Source organism: Devosia sp. BK (assembly GCF_032907385.1).
Taxonomy (GTDB): Bacteria; Pseudomonadota; Alphaproteobacteria; order Rhizobiales; family Devosiaceae; genus Devosia.
Genome location: NZ_JAIMBX010000001.1, coordinates 1,060,225 through 1,080,113, shown reverse-complemented (window position 1 = coordinate 1,080,113; position 19,889 = coordinate 1,060,225). Strand labels below are relative to the sequence as shown.

The 19,889-nt window shown below is 61.4% G+C and carries 22 protein-coding genes and 1 tRNA gene; 15 read left to right on the top strand and 8 right to left on the bottom strand.

Annotated elements, in window-relative coordinates:
* Positions 1 to 55: 55 nt before the first annotated feature.
* The 5 genes from DevBK_RS05255 (at position 56) to DevBK_RS05235 (ending at position 5,965) form a co-directional block, all read left to right on the top strand.
* Positions 56 to 409 carry a PRC-barrel domain-containing protein gene (locus tag DevBK_RS05255; protein ID WP_061907353.1) on the top strand — a complete coding sequence of 118 codons (354 nt, stop codon included), beginning with the start codon at positions 56 to 58 and terminating at the stop codon, positions 407 to 409.
* A gap of 94 nt (positions 410 to 503) precedes the next feature.
* Positions 504 to 782: a succinate dehydrogenase assembly factor 2 gene (locus DevBK_RS05250; protein ID WP_317184699.1), complete on the top strand. Its 279-nt coding sequence runs from the start codon at positions 504 to 506 to the stop codon at positions 780 to 782.
* Positions 779 to 4,264 (top strand): transcription-repair coupling factor, encoded by a 3,486-nt coding sequence (gene mfd / locus DevBK_RS05245; RefSeq protein WP_317184698.1) that lies wholly within the window; start codon positions 779 to 781, stop codon positions 4,262 to 4,264. Before DevBK_RS05250 ends, mfd begins: the two co-directional genes overlap by 4 nt.
* A 119-nt stretch (positions 4,265 to 4,383) precedes the next feature.
* Positions 4,384 to 5,031 (top strand): glutathione S-transferase family protein, encoded by a 648-nt coding sequence (locus DevBK_RS05240; RefSeq protein WP_317185595.1) that lies wholly within the window; start codon positions 4,384 to 4,386, stop codon positions 5,029 to 5,031.
* 205 nt (positions 5,032 to 5,236) lie between these two features.
* Entirely contained in the window at positions 5,237 to 5,965 is a 729-nt protein-coding gene (locus DevBK_RS05235) for an invasion associated locus B family protein (RefSeq protein WP_061907350.1), read from the top strand.
* Positions 5,966 to 6,037: 72 nt separating this feature from the next.
* On the opposite strand, the gene DevBK_RS05230 is transcribed toward DevBK_RS05235, so the two are convergent.
* The 3 genes from DevBK_RS05230 to DevBK_RS05220 are packed head-to-tail and all read right to left on the bottom strand — an operon-like array spanning position 6,038 to position 8,113.
* Complete coding sequence (locus DevBK_RS05230; RefSeq protein ID WP_317184697.1) at positions 6,038 to 7,204, bottom strand: FAD-dependent monooxygenase; 1,167 nt, start codon at positions 7,202 to 7,204, stop codon at positions 6,038 to 6,040.
* A complete protein-coding gene (locus DevBK_RS05225; RefSeq protein ID WP_317184696.1) occupies positions 7,197 to 7,661 on the bottom strand; it encodes a DUF6691 family protein in 465 nt (154 codons plus the stop codon). The genes DevBK_RS05230 and DevBK_RS05225 overlap by 8 nt, the downstream gene beginning before the upstream one ends.
* Positions 7,661 to 8,113: a YeeE/YedE thiosulfate transporter family protein gene (locus DevBK_RS05220; RefSeq protein WP_317184695.1), complete on the bottom strand. Its 453-nt coding sequence runs from the start codon at positions 8,111 to 8,113 to the stop codon at positions 7,661 to 7,663. The genes DevBK_RS05225 and DevBK_RS05220 overlap by 1 nt, the downstream gene beginning before the upstream one ends.
* A 243-nt stretch (positions 8,114 to 8,356) precedes the next feature.
* Here DevBK_RS05220 and DevBK_RS05215 point away from each other — a divergent pair, with 243 nt between their 5' ends.
* The 10 genes from DevBK_RS05215 (at position 8,357) to DevBK_RS05170 (ending at position 14,480) form a co-directional block, all read left to right on the top strand.
* Positions 8,357 to 9,241 (top strand): TerC family protein, encoded by an 885-nt coding sequence (locus tag DevBK_RS05215; RefSeq protein WP_082461162.1) that lies wholly within the window; start codon positions 8,357 to 8,359, stop codon positions 9,239 to 9,241.
* The gene (locus DevBK_RS05210) at positions 9,238 to 10,209 is read left to right on the top strand and encodes a quinone oxidoreductase family protein (RefSeq protein WP_062630239.1); all 972 of its coding nucleotides are present in this window, start codon (positions 9,238 to 9,240) and stop codon (positions 10,207 to 10,209) included. Before DevBK_RS05215 ends, DevBK_RS05210 begins: the two co-directional genes overlap by 4 nt.
* 59 nt (positions 10,210 to 10,268) lie before the next feature.
* Positions 10,269 to 10,358, top strand: a tRNA-Ser gene (locus tag DevBK_RS05205).
* A 95-nt stretch (positions 10,359 to 10,453) separates the two neighbouring features.
* Positions 10,454 to 10,711, top strand: a complete 258-nt coding sequence (locus DevBK_RS05200) for a GIY-YIG nuclease family protein (RefSeq protein WP_317184694.1) — start codon at positions 10,454 to 10,456, stop codon at positions 10,709 to 10,711.
* A 19-nt stretch (positions 10,712 to 10,730) separates the two neighbouring features.
* On the top strand, positions 10,731 to 11,249 hold the full coding sequence (locus tag DevBK_RS05195; protein ID WP_317184693.1) for a hypothetical protein: 519 nt from the start codon (positions 10,731 to 10,733) through the stop codon (positions 11,247 to 11,249).
* A gap of 74 nt (positions 11,250 to 11,323) precedes the next feature.
* Positions 11,324 to 11,560 carry a hypothetical protein gene (locus DevBK_RS05190; protein WP_317184692.1) on the top strand — a complete coding sequence of 79 codons (237 nt, stop codon included), beginning with the start codon at positions 11,324 to 11,326 and terminating at the stop codon, positions 11,558 to 11,560.
* Positions 11,561 to 11,764: 204 nt separating this feature from the next.
* The gene (locus DevBK_RS05185; protein WP_046143849.1) at positions 11,765 to 11,956 is read left to right on the top strand and encodes a hypothetical protein; all 192 of its coding nucleotides are present in this window, start codon (positions 11,765 to 11,767) and stop codon (positions 11,954 to 11,956) included.
* Between the two features lie 132 nt (positions 11,957 to 12,088).
* Positions 12,089 to 12,757 (top strand): allophanate hydrolase subunit 1, encoded by a 669-nt coding sequence (locus tag DevBK_RS05180; RefSeq protein ID WP_317184691.1) that lies wholly within the window; start codon positions 12,089 to 12,091, stop codon positions 12,755 to 12,757.
* The gene (locus DevBK_RS05175; protein WP_317184690.1) at positions 12,757 to 13,659 is read left to right on the top strand and encodes a biotin-dependent carboxyltransferase family protein; all 903 of its coding nucleotides are present in this window, start codon (positions 12,757 to 12,759) and stop codon (positions 13,657 to 13,659) included. Before DevBK_RS05180 ends, DevBK_RS05175 begins: the two co-directional genes overlap by 1 nt.
* Complete coding sequence (locus DevBK_RS05170; protein WP_317184689.1) at positions 13,656 to 14,480, top strand: 5-oxoprolinase subunit PxpA; 825 nt, start codon at positions 13,656 to 13,658, stop codon at positions 14,478 to 14,480. The genes DevBK_RS05175 and DevBK_RS05170 overlap by 4 nt, the downstream gene beginning before the upstream one ends.
* A 130-nt stretch (positions 14,481 to 14,610) precedes the next feature.
* Here DevBK_RS05170 and DevBK_RS05165 read toward each other — a convergent pair whose 3' ends face one another.
* The 5 genes from DevBK_RS05165 to DevBK_RS05145 all read right to left on the bottom strand — a co-directional run bounded on the left by DevBK_RS05165 (position 14,611) and on the right by DevBK_RS05145 (position 19,875).
* Positions 14,611 to 15,363: an ABC transporter ATP-binding protein gene (locus DevBK_RS05165; RefSeq protein ID WP_317185594.1), complete on the bottom strand. Its 753-nt coding sequence runs from the start codon at positions 15,361 to 15,363 to the stop codon at positions 14,611 to 14,613.
* 14 nt (positions 15,364 to 15,377) lie between these two features.
* Positions 15,378 to 16,142: an ABC transporter ATP-binding protein gene (locus DevBK_RS05160; RefSeq protein WP_317184688.1), complete on the bottom strand. Its 765-nt coding sequence runs from the start codon at positions 16,140 to 16,142 to the stop codon at positions 15,378 to 15,380.
* A gap of 9 nt (positions 16,143 to 16,151) precedes the next feature.
* Complete coding sequence (locus tag DevBK_RS05155) at positions 16,152 to 17,294, bottom strand: branched-chain amino acid ABC transporter permease (protein ID WP_317184687.1); 1,143 nt, start codon at positions 17,292 to 17,294, stop codon at positions 16,152 to 16,154.
* Position 17,295: 1 nt separating this feature from the next.
* A complete protein-coding gene (locus tag DevBK_RS05150) occupies positions 17,296 to 18,327 on the bottom strand; it encodes a branched-chain amino acid ABC transporter permease (RefSeq protein ID WP_317184686.1) in 1,032 nt (343 codons plus the stop codon).
* 189 nt (positions 18,328 to 18,516) lie between these two features.
* Positions 18,517 to 19,875, bottom strand: coding sequence for a substrate-binding protein (locus DevBK_RS05145; RefSeq protein WP_317184685.1), 1,359 nt, complete (start codon positions 19,873 to 19,875; stop codon positions 18,517 to 18,519).
* Positions 19,876 to 19,889: the final 14 nt, after the last annotated feature.

Genomic DNA, 19,889 nt, shown 5'->3' with positions numbered 1-19,889 from the left:
ACAGAGCGGAACCGGTTGCGTTCACGCGGGTTGCGGAAGACCAGGAGAAAAAGCCATGAGCAAGACCATCATCACCGCCGCCCTGTTGGCCAGCCTGATGGCTGGCGCCAGTTTCGCGCAGGAAAAGGCGCCGCTGGTTGAATTGACCGACCCCAATGCCTCGATCGCCGTTCTCGGCCTGACGGTCGATCAGACGGTCGGCAAGGAAGTCTATGACAGCGAGGGCAAGCTACTCGGAACGGTCGGGAAGGTTTTGGGCGACGATGCCGATACCCCGATGGCGGTGACCGTTGGCGGCGGCGGCAAGGTTGTCGTGCTGGAACTGGCAAGCGCCGAACTGATCAACAACCGCATCGTCACGCAGTTGAGCGGCGAAGAATACGAAGGCCTCCCGCCCTTTGAGCAATAGGTCTTTTCTAGCCGAAGGAAAGGGTGACAAGCCTTTTCAACCTCGGTAAGACACATGTCCAAATCGGGAACAAACTTGCATCATGGTGTCTCAAATGACCGCCGGTGAGGACATTGCTATTCGTCGCAAGCGGCTGCGTTATCGCGCCTGGCATCGCGGCACCAAGGAAATGGACCTGGTTCTGGGGCCATTTTGCGATGCCAATATCGAGGGTTTCGACACGGCGACTCTCGATCGGCTCGAAGCGCTGATGGATGAGGAAGATCCGCCATTGCTCAAGTGGGTGATGCGGCAGGAAGAGCCGCCGGAGCATGTCGACCGTGATTTCCTTGATCGGGTGATCGCTGACCATCAGGCACGGATCGAAAAATGAACGAGATGACCGGTCTTCCGCCTCTGCGCACCATGTCCAATGTGCCAGATGGCATGCAGCCCATGGTGCTGGCCAAGCTGGTGGAAGACCGGCTGAAAGCGGCGCCGGATGATGCTGCAAGCCTCGTCTTCGTCGCGCGCGATGGGCGTCGCCTGCAGCGCATGGCGGAAGTGTTGGGCGCCATGCTGCCCGGCCACACCATCCTGACGCTGCCTGCCTGGGACTGTCTGCCCTACGACCGTGTCTCGCCCAATAACGTAACCATCGCTGCACGCATGAGCACGCTGGCGACGCTGACCAGCGGCGCCAGGGGCGTTGTTGTGCTAACGGCGGTCAATGCGCTGATTCAAAAGCTGCCGCCGCGCGATGTCGTCGAGAGCATGTCATTCTCGGCCGCGGTCGGTCGCATCGTGGACAGCGAGAAGCTGATCGCCTGGGCCGCCAACAATGGCTATCTGCGCGTTCCGACTGTGCGCGAAAGCGGCGAGTTTGCCGTGCGCGGCGGTCTGGTGGATCTCTATCCCGCCAGTGCGTCCGCGCCGCTGCGCTTCGATTTTTTCGGCAGCCAGCTCGAATCGATCCGCACCTTCGATCCCGATACCCAGCGCACGACGGGTACGCTGAAGCGCATCGACCTGACGCCGATGAGCGAAGTCATCCTCAACGAGGAGACCATTCGGCGCTTCCGACAGAATTACACAGCGACCTTTGGCGGCAACACCGTCGACGACACCCTCTATGCCTCGGTCAGCGGCGGCTCGCGCTATTCGGGCACGGAACACTGGCTGCCGTTTTTCTATGATCACATGGATCGGCTGGCCGACTATGTCGGCGACGCGCCCTTCGTGTTCGACGATCAGGTTGGCGAGGCCTTTGCCGAGCGCGCGACGCAAATCCGCGACTATTATGATGCCCGCGAAGCGGCCCGCCTGGCGCCGCCGGTTGCTGGGGCAGGGGCGCCCTATAAGCCCATCAAGCCAGAGCTTCTTTATGATCTCGATATGGCGCCGCAGGCTTTGGCCGGCGCCACGGTCATTCAGCTTTCGCCGTTTCTGTCGCCAAACACCAAGAAGGGCGACGATGCCGGTGGACACATTGCGCCGACCTTTGCCGCCGAACGCCTCGCCTCGGACATCAACCTCTTCCAGGCAGTCGTCGACCGGCTGATGGCTGAACGCCGCGCCGGTCGCCGCGTGATCATTGCCTGCTGGAGCGCTGGCACTCGGGACCGCATGGGGCAGGTTCTCAAGGACCATGGCCTGACCAATCCGCGCATGGCGGAAAACTGGCGCGATGCGGAAACCGTCAGCGCGGCGACCACGTCTCTCGTCGTGCTGCCGCTCGAAACCGGCTTCGAAACGCTCGACCTGCTGGTGCTGTCCGAGCAGGACATCTTGGGCGAACGCATCCTTCGCCCGCAGCGCAAGAAGAAGGCTTCCGACGCGCTGACCGAGGCGGCTTCGCTGTCAGCAGGTGATCTCGTCGTCCACGTCGATCATGGTATTGGCCGTTTCCTCGGCCTCAAAGTCATCGAGGCGGGCGGCGCGCCGCATGAATGCGTCGAGCTGCAATATGCGGGAGAAACCAAGCTTTATCTGCCGGTCGAAAACATTGAACTGCTAACCCGTTATGGGTCGGACGATGCCTCGGTCACGCTCGACAAGCTCGGTGGCGTCGCCTGGCAGGCCAAGAAGGGTAAGCTCAAGAAGCGCATCCGCGAAATGGCGGAGCAACTCATCAAGCTCGCCGCACAGCGCCTGCTCACCAAGGCCGATGTCATCGACATCAATGCCGGCGCCTATGACGAATTTGCCGCCCGCTTCCCCTATGAGGAAACGGAAGACCAGCTTACGGCCATCGAGGCGGTTTTCGACGACATCACCACGGGCAAGGTCATGGATCGCCTCGTCTGCGGCGACGTCGGTTTCGGCAAGACCGAAGTCGCGCTGCGCGCGGCATTTGCCGTGGCCCTGTCGGGCAAGCAGGTGGCGGTCGTCGTGCCGACGACGCTTCTGGCGCGCCAGCACTTCAAGACCTTCTCCGAGCGCTTCCAGGGCCTGCCGGTGCGCGTGCGCCATGCCTCGCGCATGGTCAGTGCCAATGAACTCAAGGCCACCAAGGAAGGCCTCGCCGATGGTCAGGTCGACATCGTCGTCGGCACCCATGCGCTTCTGTCCAAGACCATCAAGTTCAAAGACCTGGGCATGCTCATCATCGACGAAGAGCAGCACTTTGGCGTGTCGCACAAGGAACGTCTCAAGGAACTTAAGGCCAATGTGCATGTGCTGACGCTGACGGCGACGCCAATTCCGCGCACGCTGCAACTCGCGCTCACCGGTGTGCGCGATCTCAGCCTTCTCGCGACGCCGCCAGTCGATCGCCTCACCATCCGCACCTTCATCTCGCCATTCGATCCGCTCTCGATCCGCGAGGCGCTGCTGCGCGAAAAGTATCGCGGTGGCCAGAGCTTTTATGTCGTGCCGCGCATCAAGGATCAGCCCGATATTGCAGAGTTCCTGCGCCAGCAGGTGCCCGAAGTCAGCTTCGTCACCGCCAATGGCCAGATGCCGCCGGGCGAACTCGACGACATCATGAATGCCTTCTACGACGGCAAGTTCGACGTCCTCTTGGCGACGACCATCGTCGAATCCGGCCTCGATATTCCCAATGCCAATACGCTGATCGTGCACCGCGCCGACAACTTTGGCTTGGCGCAGCTCTACCAAATCCGTGGCCGCGTGGGTCGCGGCAAGCAGCGCGCCTATGCGCTCTTCACCGTGCCGCCGGACAAGAAGCTAACCGATACGGCGGAACGCCGTTTGGGCGTGTTGCAATCGCTCGAAAGTCTCGGTGCCGGTTTCCAGCTTGCGAGCCACGACCTCGATATTCGCGGCGCGGGTAATCTCCTCGGCGACGAACAGTCGGGCCATATCCGCGAGGTCGGTTACGAGCTCTACCAATCCATGCTGGAAGAGGCTGTTGCCGCGCTTAAGAATGGCGAGGAAGAATACGAGGATCGCAACGAGTGGAGCCCGGCGATTTCGCTCGGCATGCCGGTGATGATCCCCGAACACTATGTGCCCGACCTGACCCTGCGTATGCAGCTTTATCGCAAGCTCGGCGATCTCACCGACATTCGCGATATCGATGCGGCAGGTGCCGAACTCATCGATCGATTCGGGCCGCTTCCTGAGGAAGTGGAGGCGCTGCTCAAGGTCATTCTGGTGAAGTCGCTTTGTCGCCTCGCCAATGTCGAGAAGGTCGATGCCGGCCCCAAGGGCGCGGTGCTGACTTTGCGCAACAACGAGTTTCCCAATCCGGTGGCACTGGTCAAAATGGTCAGCGACCCCGCCAATCAGGTTCGCATCAAGCCCGATCAGAAGCTGGTCTTTGCGCGCAATTGGCCGACACCGGAGCAGCGTCTCAAGGGCACAGCAGCAATCCTCTCGAAAATGTCGAAGATGGCGGAGGCGAGCGCCTGAGGCCAATTTGGCCTCCGGCGCAGATTTCGTAAAATCTTTGTCGAACAAGCCTGACGCGCCTCGTCGGGATGGCAGAAGATCGTGCCCACGGGCGGCACGACGCCATCGAGGAATTCGCCATGACCATCACCATTACCGCCTTCGAACGCTCGCCGGATGGCGGCAAGGGTCTGGCGCGGGATACCCGCGTGCGCTGGGCGCTCGAGGAAGTCGGCCAAAGTTACGATGTGCAGTTCGTATCCTTCGCCGGCCTCAAGGAGCCGGCCTATCGGGCGGTGCAGCCGTTCGGACAGATCCCGGCCTATCTCGAAGACGATCTGGTACTGTTCGAAACCGGATCGATCATTCTCCATATCGCCGAGCGCCACGAGGGTCTTTTGCCGCGCGATGCGCACGGGCGAGCCCGCGCCATCACCTGGATGTTCGCTGCCATCGGGACTGTCGAGCCGCCAATCCTCGACCTCGTGACGGTTAGATTGGTGGAAGGAAAGGAAGCCTGGGCGGCAGACCGGCTGCCGCTGGTGGAGGCGCGCATCCATGCGCGTCTTGCCGAACTATCCACCTATCTGGGCGACAAGGAATGGCTGGAAGACCAGTTCACTGCGGGCGACTTGATGATGGTTCATGTGCTGCAGCGGCTCAAGCCATCCGGCCTGCTCGCCCGCAACGAAACGCTTGCGGCCTATGTTGCAAGAGCCGAAGCGCGACCCGCTTACCAGCGCGCCTTTGCCGCGCAGCTTGCGATCAATGGCCTCACTGGTGCCTGAGTTTGGCATTGGCCCAATCCTGTTCGATCGGCCTTCCCCGTAAATGTTTAGTGAGGCAAGCCATATTCCCTGCGGTGCGCCTGGCTCATAATATTTTGGCAAGGGGTTCCGGTCATGTTATTGCCCGATTTGAGCCCTTGAAGGGCAGGTAAGTTTCTAGGTGGCGGAGTGCCGCCGAGACCGCCAAGGAAGGCAAGGACACTCTATGGAATTCAGGAAACCCCTCGTTGCCGTGGTTACGGCAGCCGCGCTGCTTCTCTCGCCGATGACGGCCTTTGCCCAGGATACCACTGCCCCCGCTGCCGAAACCCCGGCTGCCCCTGCTCCTGCAGCAGGCGATGCGGCAGCGGCTCCGGCTGCCACTCCGGCCCAGAACTGGCTCAAGGTTTGCGATCCGCTGCCCGATGGGCAGAAGGCATGCATCATGCGCCAGGTGGTTCTGGCGAATGGTCAGTTCCTCGGCTCGTTCCTGCTGCGTGACGATCCGGGTCAGGAATCGCGTCTTCTCGCCGTTGCTGCCGTGCCGCTTGGGGTGCTGCTGCCATTCGGCCTGACCTGGCAGATCGACGGCGCCAAGCCCGTTCGCGTGCCCTACATGATCTGTGACCCGACCTCGTGCGCGACCCAGCTCGTGATCAATGAGCAGTATGTCAATTCGCTCAAGGGCGGCGGCAAGCTCACGCTGACGGCAAAGAACCGCCAGAACCAGGACCTCGCCATCGAGATTAACCTGGCAGGTTTCACCGCTGCCTATGACAGCGATTCTGCGATGACTTTCGAGCAGTTCCAGCAGGAAACCTCGGGCGAGAACGCTCTCGAGCAGGTTCTTCAGGATCGCGCCGAAACGCTTCGTCAGCAGTTGACCGACCAGACCAACGCGCCTGCTGCCCCGGCTGCCGGTACGGAAACGCCGGCGACCCCGCCAGCACAGTAAAAGCTTTCGGGCTTTTGAAATACGAAGGGCGCGACCTCGGTCGCGCCCTTTTTGTTTCGGCTTCTGGATGGCTCAGGCCGACCGGCGGCCCATGCCGAGCAAGAACGCGCCGCGCCGGAGTGGCGGCATCAGCTTGAGAGCCCAAAGACCGGCCGCACGCAGCGCCTGGCTCGGCAACATTTCGGCGAGCAGCGAGCGGAAGAGGGTATCGACCATTGTGCCGGTGCGTGCCAAGTCTGCGGCGCGACGCTCGGCATAGGCACGGCTGGCCTTTTCCGCCCAATCGGCATCGCTGCGATCCGCGCGCGAAAGCACGGCCACCAGATCGGCCACGTCGCGAAGGCCAAGATTGAGCCCCTGCGCACCGATCGGCGGAAAAGCATGCGCGGATTCGCCGACCAGCACGGTTCCATCCCGCCCAGCTTCGATGACGCTGAGGACGCTGAGCGGGAAAATCACGCTCGGCGAGACGATTTTGATCTCGCCAAAGAGGTTTTGCGACTTTTGCCGGAAGGCGGCGAGCAGGGCATCAACGCCGGCGTCCTGCGCGGCGCGCAGAACAGGCTCCTCATCGATCCAGACGAGATTGGCGCGGTTGTCGCCGGCCGGCACCAGCGTAAATGGCCCATGCGGGTAATGAAATTCCACCGAAGTGCCGCCGATGGAGCGGCCAATTTCGAGATCGCAGACGAGCGCCGATTCTTCGAATTTGTTTTCGCGGGCGGCAATCTGTGCCGCGCTGCGGATCAATGACTTCTTGCCATCGGCCCCGACGACCAGCGGGGCCGCCAGTTCGCTGCCATCAGCGAGCGTCACGACGCCTAGCCCATCTTCCCGGCGATAGGCGGTAACCGCCTCGTTGCGCGTGGAAAGGCCCGTTTCCGGCGCTGCCGATTGGAAATTTTCGAGAAGCGCGGCATTGGCGAAATTCCAGCCAAAGGCGTCGAGCCCGGCTTCTTTGGCATCGAAAACCGTTTCAGGCGCGCGGATCAGGCGAGGCGTCGCGTCGATGATGCGGATCGCGCTGAGCTTATGGCCCACGCCGGCGGCGCTGTCGATCAGCCCGGCTGAAAGCAGGAATTCGACACTTGGCATCATCAGTGCCGAAGTGCGTCGATCGGGCGGTGCCTTGGGCGCGAGATGGATGACGGAAAAGCCAGTGCGCGCCAGGCTGACCGCCGACGCAACCCCGGCGAGACCGCCGCCGACGACGATAATATCGGCACTTTGCTCAGTCATTCTGTATCGCCTCTTTTGCACCGAATGTCGCTGGAACCATGCCTCCGAGATAGGAGCCCGCCAGCATTGCCGCAAGGAACAGCCAGATCCCTTCGGGCGGAAAGGCGATCAGCGAAATAGCGGGTCCGGGGCAAATGCCGGACATGCCCCAGCCGATGCCAAAAAGCGCCGCGCCGAGGATGAGGCGCAGATCGATCTGCTTTGTCTTTGGCTCATGAAAATGCGTGTCAAAGAGCGGCGCGTTGCGGCGGCGGCCGAGGCGAACCGCCACGAACATCACGATGATCGCTGGCCCGATCACAAATGCAAGGCTCGGATCCCAGCCGCCCGACGGAATCGCGGTGAAATCGAGAAAGCGCAGCACTTTGAGCGGATCGACCATCTGCGAGACATAGAGTCCAGCGCCAAAGAGCACTCCGCTGAGCGTGGCAGTCGCCAGATAGGGCAGGCGGGTCATCAGACGATCCCCGTTACGGTAACGGTGAGGATGGCGACACCGAAGAACACAGCGACGGCGACTAATGAGCGAAGCGACAAGCGGGCGAGCCCGCAGACGCCATGGCCCGATGTGCAGCCATTGCCGATGCGCGTACCGAAGCCGACGAGTAGACCCGCGGCGATCAACCAGATCGGCATGGGAATATTCCAGCCAGCCGGCGGCGGCACGAGTGCGGCAGCTTTGACGCCGCCAACCCCGAGCTGCGGGAAGAGATGCGCCGTTACCCATGCCCCGGCGATCAGCGCGACGAGAAAAATGGCGCGCCAGAGTGCGGAATGCGTTGCTGGCAGCAAATTGCCGAAGATGCCGGATATGCCGGCGATCCGGCCATTGCCGAGCCAGAGTATTGCGGCCGCGAGGCCGATCAGCGAACCGCCGATGGCGGCACTTAGAGGCGAGAACGATTCCATGACGATGCTTCTGGGGTGACGATGGAACCAGAGTCTATCACTGGCCATTGCGGGCAGACCAGCCCGTCTCGAGGCGGGCGAGGTGCGGCTTGCCGCAGGGGATCACGAAAATCGACGCCGTAATCATTGTCGCCGACGAATGGAAGACACGAGGCTCTTGCCTTTGTTTCGCGCCGCCCCTCACATCCTCACATAGACAGATCGACCTGCGCGCCGCAGCGATTCCTCATTTCGGAGCCCATGATGCTTGAGCTTCTCTACGATCCCAATGTTTGGGTCGCCTTCCTCACCCTGACGGTCATGGAGATCGTGCTGGGGATCGACAACATCGTTTTCATCTCCGTCCTCGTTTCGCGCCTGCCGCGCGAGCAGGCCGAATTTGCCCGCAAGCTCGGCATTGGCCTCGCGCTGGTCTTCCGCATCGTGCTTCTGTTCCTGATCAGCTGGATCGTACAGCTACAGGATCCGGTCTTCACCGCGTTCGAGCATGCATTCTCCTGGAAGGATATCATCCTCATCGCCGGTGGCGGTTTCCTGATCTACAAGGCGACGCACGAAATGCACGCCGCGATCGAAGAGCCGCATGAAGTCGGGTTGAAGGAAGCAGCGACCGCGAGCCTCCAGGCAATCCTCGTGCAGATCGTCGTCATCGACATGGTGTTTTCGATCGATTCGATCATCACCGCCGTCGGCATGGTGCCTGCCGATCAGGTTGCCGTCATGGTTGCGGCGGTGCTCGTCGCCGTGGGCGTCATGTTCGTCGCTTCCGGCCCGATCGCGAAGTTTGTCGCCGATCACCCGACCACCAAGATGCTGGCTCTGGCCTTCCTTCTGCTCATCGGCGTGACGCTGGTAGCCGATGGTTTGGGCTTCCACATTCCCAAGGGCTACATCTATTCGGCCATGGCCTTCTCCGTGCTGGTCGAAGCGGTCAATATCTTCGCCAAGAGCCGCAAAGCGCGTTCCGCAGGCGGAACGCACCGCGTAACGCCATTTACCGGTGATACCGGTTCGGTTTCGGCCGAGGCCGGTGTCGCGGCCGTCACGAAGCGCCCGCAATCCCCAAATGTGCGGCAGGCCCAATCGCGTCCGAAATCGGCGCCACGCAAGCCGAAGACGCCGCGATGACCCAGGCAATCGTCATCCGCCAGACCGGCGGACCAGACGTCATGGCGCTCGAAGACTGGCCGGTTTCCCAACCAGGACCCGGCCAGGCTTTGATCCAGCAGACCGCCATCGGCCTCAACTTCATCGACACCTACCAGCGCTCCGGGCTCTATCCCGTGGCGCTGCCCTTTGTGGGTGGAAATGAAGGGGCAGGGGTGGTTACAGCCGTCGGACCGGACGTGACATCAGTCAAGGTCGGCGACCGCGTCTGTTATCAAGGCCAGATCGGTGCCTATGCCAAGGAGCGTTTGATTGCGGCAGACCGGTTGGTGCCGATCCCGGACGGCATCAGCGACGAGACGGCGGCGGCTGTCATGCTCAAGGGGCTGACGGCTTATTATCTGCTGTTCATGACCTGGAAGGTTGAAGCCGGGCAGACCATCCTCTGGCACGCAGCTGCGGGCGGAACGGGCCAGATCGCGACACAATGGGCCAAAGCCCTGGGCGCAACGGTAATCGGCACGGCAGGCGGTGCCGAAAAAGTGGCGCTGGCGCGGGCTAATGGTTGTGATCACGTCATCGACTATCGGACCGAGGACTTTGCGGCGCGGGTCAAGGAGATTACCGCGGGCAGGGGCGTCGATGTCGTTTATGACGGCGTTGGCAAATCGACCTTCGATGCTTCGCTCGATTGCTTGCGGCCGCGCGGGCTCATGGTGAGCTTTGGTAACGCCTCGGGGGTCGTGTCGGTGCCCGATTTGGGCGTTCTCGCGCGCAAAGGCTCGCTTTACGTCACAAGACCGACAAGCGGGTCCTATCTCGGCGATCGGACAGTCTTGCTGGCCGGCTCTGAAGCCTTATTCGGGGCCATCCTTTCGGGCGGCATCAAGGTCGATATCTCCGCCCGCTTTCCGCTGGCCGATACCCGACAAGCGCATGAGGCGCTCGAAGGGCGGCAGACGACCGGCTCGGTTGTCCTCATCCCATGATTTCCCGCGTCGCGCCCTCTGGACAGGGCGGCGCGGCGCGGCTACACGGGGCAGCCAACGGGTAGGTGGCAGAGCGGTTGATTGCTCCGGTCTTGAAAACCGGCGAAGGTGCAAGCCTTCCGGGGGTTCGAATCCCTCCCTACCCGCCACCCTGCGCCCTATGGGCTTCGGGTGGCAGGCCACCTGGAGCCGATAGGCGCAGGGTGATCTCCCGGAGCTGCAGAGCAGCGTAGGGAGACAGCTCGTGTGGTACGTGTACTTTCTTCTGCTAGCCAACGGCGACATCTATGTCGGCTCAACAAACGACCTAAAGCGCCGTTTTAAATCGCATCAGTCTGGGCAGGTTGTTTCGACCAAATCGTACTTGCCCTGCGAACTGAAATCCTATGTCGCAGTCGAGACTGAGGGGCATGCGCGCGAGCTTGAAAAATATTTCAAGTCGGGATCTGGTAAGGCAATTGCACTGAAGCGCCTTTTGCGCCTCAGTGACCTCTCCGGTTAGATCATGTGAATTCACTACTTTGACCACGCTCTTCTCCGGCCTGCTCAACGTTCAATATGGCCAGTTCTACCTCGAAGCCGGAACGCGGTTCGATGGCGATATGGCGCGCTGCTTCAAGGGTCAGCGCAATGGTCTTATGGGCGCGCGCGTGCCTGGGTTTCTGTTTGCAACGACGGGCCTTCACACCGGCATCGTCGGCGTCACCGTTTTGCTCGAAGAAGCCGAACCGCCGGTCGACGACAGTTGGGACGAAATCGTAGAAATCTCGCTGCAGGCCTCCGGCCGGGAAGTGGCGCTGCTTGAATGGGCGAGCGATGAGCCCGTTCCGCTCGCTGTAATGGCCGGCCCATATCGCGTGCGCTATTCCGCCCGTGCCATGGACGAGGCCGCTGAGGCCGATACCAATGAAGGTCCGGATCCGATCGACACCTATCAGATCGCGCTATGGCCCGCTGCGCCGGCGCGGGATCGGGTGATCAAGCAGACGAGCGAGACGGCGCAGTATTGGCACGATTGGGTTCGTGGGCTGGGCTCATAGCCAAAACCCCTTGAGCGCCCGGGCGTGATCGGGCTAAGAGGCGGCTTCACATCCCGCAGTCAGGACAGATCGCCATGAGCCGCAAGGAATTCGACGCTTCGCGCATGCGGCGCATGAAGCGTATCGCCGGTCGTCATGGCCTGACCATTCTGACCAGCGAGAAGATGAAAGTTCTCGGTCAGCCGGGCGGTCACGCGCTGCGCGACGACAAGACTTTTGCCATTGTTTACGGGGACATACCCAAGCCCTTTTCGGCGAGTCTCGACGATATCGAGACCTACATCGAAAAGCTTAAGGCGGGGGAAGAGTAAGCGGGCCTGACCTTTCTGGCAACCGCTTCAATGTCCCGGCCTGGGGCAATCCGTTATTTATTCCGTAACAGGAATCGGCACACACTGGTCTCGTAAGCACTCGAGAGACGTTCATTGTTCTCTGAAACGCTGAACGGCCTTTGGTTGCTTGGATCGCGTTTTCGAACCGGGAAGGTGGTTTTCACGTTCTCCGAAGACGCTCTAATGGAGGCGCGCACCGTGTTTACCCTGATCAACGCAGACGCCGACGAAGACGACGCCGAAATCACCGATCCCCAAGAAATCGCAGAATTGTTCGCGGCCATCGCTGCCGTAGCAATCGAAACCATTGGCGCCGCCAATGTCCGCGAGCTTTTTGATGCGGTCGTCGAACAGGAGGGTCGCGATCCCAATTAGAGATTTGATTTTCAAACGACGTGCCGGATTGACGATCTGACACCATCATTCGGCCAAGCGCCGAACCTGCTTCCCGCCTTGGCGGAGTGTGTGCAAGCACTCCGCCAGGGCGACAACGGACGGAAGGCAGATTTGACCGGTCAAGCTCATATCTCGCCCGAACGGCCCATGCTGCAGCCCCTGGGCGATAGCGCACTTCTCGTCCGCTTCGGCAGCCATCTCGATGAAGCTGCCAACAGCCGGGCCATAGCCTTCGCGCAAGCTGCCCAAGCCCAGCCCCTCGAAGGTGTCGTCGAAATCGTCCCAAGCCTTGTGTCGGTTCTAATCCGCTATAACCCATCGATCTCGCGCTATCAGGACATCGCCGGCACGGTTCGGCTGCTTCTCGGCCGCAATCAATCTAGCGCTGATGGTCGCGAGTGCCGGCTCCCAATCCGCTTTGGCGGCGAGAACGGCCCCGATCTTGATGAAGTCGCAGGCCTCCTCAAAATGTCGGCTGAGACGTTTGTTAGCCACCACAACGCAAACCCGCTTCGCGTCCTCGCGACCGGTTTCGCGCCGGGCTTTGTCTATTGCGGATTTCATCCAGAGGCGCTGGTGCTGCCGCGTCGCAATTCTGTGCGGCCACTGGTGAAGGCGGGGAGCGTTCTCTTCGCCGCCGGACAAACCGCGATTGCCGCAACCGATATTCCAACCGGCTGGCACGTCATTGGCCACACCGACTTCAGCAATTTTGACCCCAAGGCGGTCCCACCGACACAGCTCAAAGCCGGCGATCGACTGATCTTCGAGGCCGTGTGATGGTCGCCAGCATTACCCTCGAGCGGGCAGGGCCGCTCACCAGTATTCAGGATGCCGGCCGGTTTGGCCATTTGGCAGATGGCATCAGTGCCTCCGGCCCGATGGATATTGCAGCGTTCCATCGTGCCGGATTGCTGGCGGGGAGTGGAGGCCAGGCGGGGATCGAATTTTCGATGCTGGGCCTCGATCTCCGCGTGGACGACGGCACGCTAAGCGCCGGCTGGGACGGTGGCCACTTCGATATTTTTCTCAACGACACGCCGCTTACTTGGCCCGGTCAGGCCGAACTGCGCCCCGGAGACAGGCTGCGTATTGGTCCGGCAAAGGCAGGCAATTATGGCTATCTCCGCTTCGGCGGCGAGATCGACGTGCCCGAGATCATGGGGAGCCGGTCGACGAGCTCGAGAGCCAAACTTGGCGGGCTAGATGGGCGGGCGCTGACCTCCGGCGATCGGCTGCAGATTTTTGGCTCCGGCGCCGAGCCGCAACCTTTGGCGCCGCTAATTGGAGAGGATGGCCCGATCCGTTTCATCTGGGGGCTGCATGCCGAAGTCTTCTCTTTGGACTTGCGACAGAAATTCGTAACCGAAGCGTTCCGCATTACCTCGATGATGGACCGCATGGGCGTGCGCCTCAAAGACGAGGCCAGCGTCTTCGCCGATAGCCAAATCCTTTCGCTGGTTTCCGATCCGGTCATCTGCGGCGATATCCAGATCCTCGGCGATGGCACGCCGATTGTGCTCGGACGCGATCATCAGCCGACCGGCGGCTATCCGCGCATCGGCACCATAATTTCGGCCGATCTTGACCGTTTCTTCCAGCTCAGGCCCAATGCAACAGTCATGTTCCAATCGATTGGACTTGACCATGCGCAGGCGCTGTTGCGGAGCGGAACGCAGTGATCACCGTGGATCTCAACGCCGATCTCGGCGAAGGCATGGGCACCGACGAGGACCTGCTCGAACTCGTCTCGAGCGCCTCGATCGCGTGTGGTGGGCATGCTGGCGACGCGGCGACCATCCGGCACGTGCTCAAACTCTGCAAGGCCCGTAGCATTCAGGCTGGCGCCCATCCCGGCTATCCCGACAAGCCGCGCTTTGGCCGCTTCCGCCTCGTCATGCCGCTCGATCAGCTGATCGGCCAGGTGCGCAACCAAATCTTTCTCGTGCGCCACATTGCGGCCGAGGTGGACATGCCGCTTTCCTATGTGAAGCTGCATGGCGCGCTCGCCAACCAGACCGCCGAAGAGCTGACCATGGCCGTCGCGATTTTCGCCGGCATCCAGGCCATGGACCCAAATCTTGCCGTTTTGGCGCTCGACAATTCCGAACAGGTCCGCGCCGCCAAGGCGGTCGGTGTGCCGCTGATCCGCGAGGCCTATGCCGATCGCGCCTATACGGCTGAGGGACTGCTCGTTCCGCGGAGCCAGGAGGGCGCGGTCATCCATGATATCGACGCCGTCATCGAACGCTGTCTGCGATTAGCGAGAGACGAAGAAATCGTCGCTATCGACGGGACCGTGCTGAAATCCGGCGCACGCTCGATCTGCCTTCATGGCGACACGCCGGGCGCGGTCGACCTGGCCCGCGAAGTGCGCGATGCGCTCGAAGGCGAAGGCATCAAGATTGCACCCGCACCGCTCGAAATGGAGTTACCCTGGGCCTCTCGGGAGGGAGAGGGTGAAATCGGCATCATGCCTTTGGGACCAAAAGACCCAGGGTAATTTTTGGGCTTTTGTGCCCATTTGTTGTTACTTTCGTCACCACCGGGCTTGTCCCGGTGGTCCATTTGGTGACGAGGTGGATTGCCCGGACAAGCCGGGCAATGACGGCGGTGGAATAAGGCTGAAGGCTTTAAATCGCCAGATACTCATGCCGCAGTTCGGCGTTATCGAGCACCTCCTTGGCCGTGCCGGCAAAAACCACTTCGCCTGTGTCGAGAATGACCGCCCGATCCGCCAGCTTCAGCGCCGCGACCGCATTTTGCTCGACGATGATCGTCGTGATCCCCAGCGGCTTGATAGAGTGGAGGATGCGTTCGATTTCCTGCACGATGACCGGGGCCAAGCCCTCATAGGGCTCGTCGAGCAGCAGCAGTTTGAGGTCCCGCGCCAGTGCGCGGGCAATCGCCAGCATTTGCTGCTCGCCGCCTGAGAGGGTAACACCTTCCTGCGTCCGTCGCTCGGCAAGGCGCGGAAAACTCTGGTAGATCTGCTCAAGGCTCCAGCCGTTGCCCGGCGCGACCTTGGCGAGCGTCAGGTTTTCTTCGACCGTCAGGCCCTGAATGATCCGGCGATCTTCGGGCACGAGCTGAATGCCGGCCCGTGCCGCCTCGAAGCTTTTCATCTGGTGGATCGGCGCGCCATCGAGCCAGATTTCGCCTTGCCGCATCTGCGGGTTATCGGTCCGGGCGATGGTGCGCAGAGTGGATGTCTTGCCCGCACCGTTGCGGCCGAGCAAAGCGAGGATTTCACCCCGCCGCACATCGAGCGATACGCCCTGCACGATATAGCTCTCGCCGTAATAGGCATGGATGTCGCGCACCGAAAAGAACGGGCGGGTGGTTTCGATCTCGCTGGCCTGGCTGACGGTGGTGTCTGCGGTCATGGCAATGGCGCTCATCAGTGGGCTCCCCCGAGATAGGCTTCCTGCACTTTGGGATTGCCACGCACCTGGTCCGGCGTGCCATCGGCGATGATGCGTCCCTGCGCGAGAACGGAGATTTTGTCGGCAAGCGAGAAGACGACATGCATGTCGTGCTCGATGATGACCTTGGTCATGCCGCGCGCCTTGATCTTCTTGAGAAGCTCGATCGTCGTATTGGTGTCATGCCGGCTCATGCCGGCCGTGGGCTCGTCGAGCAACAGCAGCCGCGGATGCTGAATCAGGCACATGGCCAATTCCATGCGTCGCTTGTCGCCACGGCTGAGGCTGCCCGCCAGCATGTCGCGGCGGTTGAGCATGCCGACATCTTCAAGCATGTGTTCGGCCTCGGCACGAATGCCGGTCTCGCTCTCGAGCGAGCGCATCATGTTGAGCGTAAACATGCCATCGCGCTTCGCGAGGGCTGGGATCATCACGTTGTGGAGCACCGAAAGGTCCGCGAAAATCTCCGGCGTCTGGAACACGCGGGCAATGCCGAGCTGGTTGATCTGATAGGGCTTTTTGCCGGTTAGCACATTGCCGTCGAACACCACCTGGCCGCTCGATGGCGCGAGTTTGCCGATGATGACATTGAGCAGTGTCGATTTGCCGGCCCCATTGGGACCGATGATCGCGTGGGTCTTGCCTTCTTCGATCTGCAGATCGATGTCGGAGAGGGCGTGGAGGCCGCCGAAGCGCTTGTGAACGTCGGCAACGTGTAGAACGACGTTGGGATTGGCCATGGTGCGATCCTACTCTGCCGGTTGAGTCTGCGGGGCCGTCTTGGCGCCCGATGAGCCAGAGCGGCGGAAGAGGCCGGCGACGCGCCGCACGCCCTCCATGATGCCGCCGGGCAGGAAGATCACGACGATGACGAAGGCGAGGCCCAGCGTTAGGTGCCAGCCATCGCCGACGAACTTGCTCGTCACCTTGACGAGGACATCGGCCACGCCCTCGGGCAGGAAGCTCCAGAAGCGGGCGAGGATATTGTCGTTGAGCGCCGAGAGAATGTTTTCAAAATATTTGATGATCCAGGCGCCAATCACCGGCCCGACCAGCGTGCCGACACCACCAAGGATGGTCATGAGCACCACTTCGCCCGACGCCGTCCACTGCATGCGCTCGGCGCCGGCCAGCGGATCGGTGACGGCGAGAAGGGCGCCGGCGAGGCCGGCATACATGCCGGAAATGACGAAGGCCGAGAGCGCATAGGGGCGGGTATTGAAGCCGGTGAATTGCATGCGCGTCTGGTTGGATTTGATGGCGCGCAGCATCATGCCGAAGGGGGATCCGGCGATGCGCTGGGCGATGAAGAAGGCAAGGATCAGGAAGCCGGCACAGAAATAGAACCCGGCATAGCCCGAGAGTTGCTGGCCGAGAATATTCGGCACCGGCTGGCCGACAAAGCCCTGGCCAACTGCCGCATCGATCACGCGCGGATCGCTGAGCGTCAGCTGCAGCCCGGTCTCGCCATTGGTGATCGGCGTCAGCACCGAATAGGCAAGATTATAGCTCATCTGCGCGAAAGCCAGCGTGAGGATGGAGAAGTAGATGCCCGAGCGCCGAAGGCACAGAAAGCCGATGACGAGGGCGAAGAGGCCGGAGATCACGACCGCGAAAATCATGGCCGGGATGGCATCGAGCGTCAAAAGCTTGAACGACCACACGGCGGCATAGGACCCAACACCGAAGAAGGCTGCGTGGCCGAAGCTGAGATAGCCGGTGAGCCCAAAAAGGATATTGAAGCCGACGGCAAATATCCCAAAAATCATGAAGCGCTGCAGCAGATCGGGATAGCCGGCGCCAAAAGGCGCCAGCCAGATCGGCATGGTGAGGACGACGAGGGAAAAACCGGCGAAAAGCAGAAGGTCGTTGCGGGACATGAATTTTGGCATGTCAGGCCTCCATTACGCCGCGCCGACCAAAGAGGCCGCGGGGGCGAACGAGAAGAATAATGACCGCCACCAGGTAGATGATGATCTGATCGATGCCGGGAAACACGGCTTTCACCTGGTTCATCGAGGCGAAGGACTGGAGAATGCCGAGCAGGAACCCGGCGGCAACGGCGCCGGGCAGGGAGCCCATGCCGCCCACGACGACGACCACAAAGGAGAGGACGAGGAAGTCCATGCCGAGGTGGTAATTGGGCGGGAGGAGGGGCGTGTACATGACGCCTGCGATGCCGGCTACGACGGCGGCTAGCCCGAACATGATGGTGAAGCGGCGGTCGATATTGATGCCGAGAAGCCCGACCGTTTCGCGATCCGCCATGCCGGCACGGACCACCATGCCGAAGGTGGTGAACTGGAGGAAAGCGAAGACCCCGCCGATGACGACCGCGGCGAAGACGAAATAGATCAGCCGCCAGATCGGATAGGTGATGATATTGGCCTGCATGCCGAGAAAGGCGCCGATATCGGCAGCCCCGCGGAGATCCGTCGGCATGGGCTGCGGAATGGGATTAGGCCCGTAAACGGACTTGATGACTTCCTGCGCGACGATGGCGAGGCCGAAGGTGACGAGGATCTGCTCGGCATGGCTGCGCTTATAAAAGTGCTTGATGATGCCGCGTTCGAGCGCAATGCCGACGACCAGCATGATCGGGATAGTGATGATGATCGAGAGCGGCACGGAATAGTTCACCAGCACCGCGCCGAAATCGCCGAACCAGGCCTGCACCAGCGGCTCGCGTATTTCGAGCGGCGAGCCCCAAGGCGAGAGCTTCTCGGGATCGACCGTCACGGTTTCCATGGTGAGGAACATGCGCACGGTGACAGCGCAAAAGGCGCCGAGCATGAAGAGGGCGCCATGGGCGAAATTGACGACGCCCAGCGTGCCGAACACCAGCGTCAGGCCGAGGGCGATCAGCGCATAAGCCGCGCCTTTGTCGAGCCCATTGAGAAATTGCAGAAAAATGACTTCGAACATGGGAAGTTCCGCGTTTGCTTAGGCAACCCCTCACCCCAACCGCAATTCGCCTAGGCGAATTCGGTGTCCCTTCGGGCACCCTCTCCCACAAGGGGAGAGGGAGGTTCTGTGGTTGTCACGAACTCGGAGCTCCCTTCTCCCCTTGTGGGAGAAGGTGCCCCTTGGGGCGGATGAGGGGTTCTAAACCCCTCACGCGCACATCGGTACCGGTTCAGCTTCGCCGAGCTCGCCACCGAAGATCGTGGGGTCATACGTCACCGTGTCCCTGTCGATTTCCTGGAACACATTGAGCACGTCGAACTCGCTCGTCGGGCTTTCGTTGCCCTGAACGACCAGCACCGATTTGATGCATTGGTGATCATCGGCGCGATAGACCGTCGGTCCATTGCCCATGCCGTCAAATTCAAAGCCTTCGAGCGCCTTGATGACTTCGGGCGGATAGAAGGTCCCGGCGCGTTCGACGGCATCTGCATAGAGCAGCGCCTGCACATAGGCCGTGTGCGCTGCCTGCGATGGCGGGGAGCCATATTTGGCCCCAAAACTCTTGGTGAAGGCGATCGAGCCAGGGTCCTGCAGGTTCCAATGCCAGTTCGAGGTGCCGAAAATGCCTTTGACGCTTTCCCCGGCGCCCTTGGCCATCAGCTCGGAAATCAGCGGGGTGACGATCTGGAAATCCTTGCCATTGGCCTGGCGGTCGCGCATGCCGAACTGCACGGCCTGGGTGAGCGAATTCACCATGTCGAGGCCATAGTGATTGAGGATCAGCACGTCTGCGCCGGAATTGAGGATGGGCGTCAGATATTGCGAATAGTCGGTGGCGCCGAGCGGGGTGCGAACGGCCGCGACGGTTTCCCAGCCCAGCGCTTCGGTGGCGTTTTTGATCGATTCTTCCTGCGTCCAGCCCCAGGTATAGTCGGCCGTCAGGTGATAGGCGCGGCGATCCTTGCCATAGGAATCCCCGAGGACGGGCGCGAGGCCGATGCCGGACTGATAGGCGTTGAAGAAGTGGCGGAAGCCGTAGCGGCGCTTGTCCTTGCCGGTCGTGTCGTTGGAATGGGTGAGGCCCGCCATGAAGATGACGCCCATTTCCTGGCAAAGGCCCTGCACGGCGATGGCTTCGCCTGATGACGAGCCGCCCGTAATCATGATGGCGCCATCGCGCTCGATCATGCGGGTCGCGCCGGCGCGGGCCACGTCGGACTTGGTCTGGCTGTCCGAAGACACATAGGTGACCTTCTTGCCGAGGATGCCGTTCCCCGTGAGGGCGGAGGGCTGCAGCACGTTCAAGAGGCCGCCATCGCCTTCGCCGTTGAGATGGGCGATCGCCAGTTCATAGGCTTTCTGCTCATCCGCGCCTTCTTCGGCATAGGTTCCGGTCAGCGGCAGGTTGAGCCCGAAGACCACTGTGTCGCCGGTGGGATTGTTGCAGAACTCCTGGGCCCAGGCGCCCTTGGAGAAAACGAGAGGGGCAACGCCGGAGCCGATGATGCCGGCCATGCCGGTCTGCAAGACACGGCGACGGGACAAGCCACGCTTCAAAATAGTCATTGATCTCCTCCTGA